Source organism: Ruegeria sp. AD2(2025) (assembly GCF_056542385.1).
This window is the reverse complement of record NZ_JBQFZS010000027.1, coordinates 1-3,912: the sequence shown is the minus strand read 5'-3', so window position 1 is coordinate 3,912 and position 3,912 is coordinate 1. Positions and strand designations below refer to the sequence as shown.

The 3,912-nt window shown below is 61.8% G+C and carries 3 protein-coding genes; all 3 read right to left on the bottom strand.

The window, feature by feature from the left end:
• Positions 1 to 413, bottom strand: a 413-nt coding sequence (locus ACR1XV_RS21310; RefSeq protein ID WP_480535026.1) for a universal stress protein, incomplete at its 3' end; no start/stop codon positions are given.
• Positions 410 to 3,028, bottom strand: a complete 2,619-nt coding sequence (locus ACR1XV_RS21305) for a TRAP transporter permease (RefSeq protein WP_480535024.1) — start codon at positions 3,026 to 3,028, stop codon at positions 410 to 412. The genes ACR1XV_RS21305 and ACR1XV_RS21310, both read right to left, overlap by 4 nt.
• 119 nt (positions 3,029 to 3,147) lie before the next feature.
• Positions 3,148 to 3,912: TAXI family TRAP transporter solute-binding subunit (locus tag ACR1XV_RS21300; RefSeq protein ID WP_480535022.1), on the bottom strand; the 765-nt coding region annotated here is incomplete at its 5' end.

Here is a 3,912-nt window from a genome sequence, read left to right as displayed (position 1 = left end):
GACACTTGGGAGTGTCTGACCACGCGGGCGGCGTTTGGGCCCAGCAGATAGTCTTTGAGGTCTGGTTTATGGGCGCCGATGACGATGAGGTCGCTGCCGGCTTCCTGGGCGGTGTGCAGGATTTCCTTATAGGCGCTGCCGGTGGCGACGACGTGGCGGACGCGGGCGTTGCGGTCCTCGCCCAGCGTTGCGGCACAAAGCTCGGTCAGCTTGTCATGCGCGGCCTCGACCGCCTTGTCGTGGAAACTGGCGTCGAAAAACCCCGAGACCCAGCTTTCGCCAAAATCGGGCAGCACCGTGACGACATCCAGTTGCGCATCATCGAGGTCCGCCAGTTGAGCCGCGCGGCCCAACACGCTGGCGTCCAGATCACCGTTGCTGATGTCCACGGCACAGAGGACGGATTTTGTCATGGTGTTACCTCTTGTTCAGTGGTGCGGGCGGCGCGGCCCCTTTGCAGGAAGGCGATGAGGCCCAGAAGCAGGAGCGCGGGGATGAACATCAGCTCTTTGGGGGGCTGGTTCTGGGGCGCCTGCACGGTGGTGATGCGGACCGGCTCGTCGGCGTAGTAGTCGAAGTTCGACAGCTCGTCCGAGACCGGGGTGCCGAACAGCGGCTCGTCCAGCTTGACCAGACCGTCCTCTTCCAGCGGGATCAGGCCAAGGGCGTCGATGCGGGCCGCACCGTCCGCCTCGTCGCCGATGGTCAGGACCACGGTGGTTTCGGTCATGTTGCCGGTGTCAAAGTCCGGGCCTGCGACCTCGATACGCAGGGAACTGCCCGGGGCGGCCTCGCCCACGGCTTGCTCCAGCTGTGCGGGGTCGATCTGCGCAAAGGGCGGTGCGATCCGGTTCATGAAGAAGTCCGGGCGGAACAGCGCGAAAGCGATCAGGATCAACGCCACGCTTTCATAGATGCGGTTCTTCGTGAGGAACCAGCCCATGGTACCGGCGGTGAAGATCAGGATCGCGATGGTCGCGGATATCGCCACCAGAATGCCCTGTACCCAGCCCACATCAATGAGCAGAAGATCGGTGTTGAAGATGAACACAAAGGGCAGCGCCACGGTGCGCAAGCTGTAGAAGAAGGCGGTAAAGCCCGTCTTGATCGCGTCGCCGCCCGACACGGCGGCAGCGGCAAAGCTCGCCAGTCCCACGGGCGGTGTCACATCGGCCATGATGCCGAAGTAGAACACAAACAGATGCACCGCGATCAGCGGCACGATCAGACCGTCCTGCGCGCCCAGCTCAACCACAACACCGGCCATCAGCGAGCTGACGACGATATAGTTTGCCGTGGTCGGCAGGCCCATGCCAAGGATCAGGCTCAGCAGACCGACCAGCGCCAGCATGGCAATCAGGTTGCCGCCCGACAGGAACTCGACCAGATCGGCCATCACCTGACCCACACCGGTCAGCGTCACGGTACCCACGATCACGCCCGCGGTGGCGGTGGCCAGCGCGATGCCGATCATGTTGCGCGCGCCATCGATCAGACCGTTCCACAGGTCGACAACCCCGTCGCGGAAGGCGTTTGCGGTGTCGTTTTCGCCGCGGAAGATCGACTTCATCGGCTTCTGCGTCAGCAGGATCACGAACAGCAGCGAGGTCGCCCAGAAGGCTGACAGGCCCGGCGATTTCTGCTCGATCATCAGGAAGTAGACCAGCACGATGATCGGCAGCAGGTAATGCAGACCGGCCTTGTAGATCTCGGCAATCACCGGCAGTTCGACCTCTTTGGCGTTGGGATCATCGGGCACCAGATCCTCAACCCCCGAGGCCAGTTTCAGCAGGAACAGATAGGCCAGCACGATCAGGCCCGACAGCACCAGACCCGAGGCATCGGGGATCAGCGCAATGATCGCCTTGATCGGATACTGGATGCCATAGCAGAGCCCGGCAAAACCCACGAAGAAGATCGCCATGCCGCCAATCGTGCGGCCCATCGAGACCACGCGGTTGCCCAGCGTCGGCATGTTCCGCTTCACCGCTTCCAGATGCACAATATAGACCAGCGCGATGTAGGAAATCGCCGCCGGCAGGAAGGCGTGGGTGATCACCTCGACATAAGAGATGCCCACATACTCCACCATCAGGAAGGCTGCAGCGCCCATCACCGGCGGCATGATCTGGCCGTTCACGGAAGAGGCGACCTCGACCGAGCCCGCCTGTTCGCTGGAAAAGCCCACCCGCTTCATCAGCGGGATGGTAAAGGTACCGGTGGTCACAACATTGGCAATCGACGAGCCCGAGATCAGGCCCGTGGCCGCCGAGCCCACCACAGCCGCCTTGGCCGGGCCGCCGCGCAGGTGTCCCAGCGCGCCAAAGGCCATCTTGATAAAATAGTTCCCTGCCCCGGCCTTATCCAAAAGCGCGCCGAACAGCACGAACAGGAAGACGAACTTGGTCGAGACACCCAACGCGATGCCAAACACACCCTCGGACGTGATCCACATATGGCTCATGGCCTTTTTCAGGCTGGCACCTTTCCACTGGATCACCTCGGGCACCCAGTCGGAGGAGCCGAAGAACACATAGGCCAGGAAAATCGTCGCAATGATCGCCATCGCGGGGCCAAGCGCACGGCGCGCGGCCTCGAACAGCAACAGCAACCCGCCCAGAGCGACCCATTTGTCGACATCATCGGCCAGCAGGCCATTGTTCACGACTTTTTCGTAGAAGATATAACCGTAAAGCGCGATCACCGCGCCCACCACGCCCATGATCCAATCCTGAATCGGAATGTAGTCACGCGGGCTGGATTTCAGCGCCGGATAGGCCGCAAAGGCCAGAAAGATCGCAAAAGCCAGATGGATCTGGCGCGAGTTGTTCACCACGCTGCCCGGCAGCAGCATATTCGAGACCGGCGAGGCCAGCACCACCTGAAAGACCGACCACAGCACCGCGACGATGGCCAGGAATATCCCGACATTGCCCGCCGGATTGCGCGCCCCCGCATCGGACGAGGCCACCAGATCCTGAAGCTCTTCTTCGGATAGCGGGCGGTTGGATTGGGTGTCGGAACTCATCAGGCGTCTCCCCGTCGCTGTGCGATCTTTTCGGGCCGTTTCGGCCTCATTGTCACCCAGCTCCCCGGGTGTGCAAAAAGGGCGCGCCCGTCACAGGCGCGCCCCACATCAGGTCCGGCTTACTGCAGCCAGCCTTTTTCCTTGTAGTACTTCTCGGCTCCCGGATGCAGCGGCGCCGACAAACCGTCCGAGATCATCTCTTCCGGCTTCAGGTTGGCAAATGCCGGGTGCAGCTTTTTGAAGTCGTCGAAGTTTTCAAAGACCGAGCTGACAACCGCATAAACCGCGTCATCCGACACATCCGCCGAGGTCACGAAGGTCGCGCCCACACCAAAGGTCGTGGTATCCCCGTCCGAGCCGCGATACATGCCACCGGGAATGGTCGCGGTGCGGTAATAGGAATTGCCGTCGATCAGACCCTGGATCGCGTCACCGGTCACGTTCACCAGAACCGAGTCGCACGCGGTAGTGGCTTCCTGGATAGACCCCGACGGGTGACCCACGGTGTAGATCATCGCGTCCAGCTGGTTGTCGCACAGCGCCGCCGACTGCTCGGCCGCTTTCAGTTCCGAGGCCAGTTCGAAATCATCAATGGTCCAGCCCATCGCTTCCAGCACAACATCCATCGTGCCGCGCTGACCCGAGCCCGGGTTACCGATGTTCACGCGCTTGCCCTTGAGGTCCTCAAAGCTGGAAATCCCCGCATCGGCACGCGCCACAACCGTGAACGGCTCAGGATGCACCGAGAACACCGCCCGCAGGTTCTCAAACGCGCCCGCGTCTTCGAACTTCGAGGTGCCGTTATACGCATGGTACTGCCAGTCCGACTGCGCCACACCAAACTCCAGCTCGCCCTCGCGAATGGTGTTGATGTTGTAAACCGA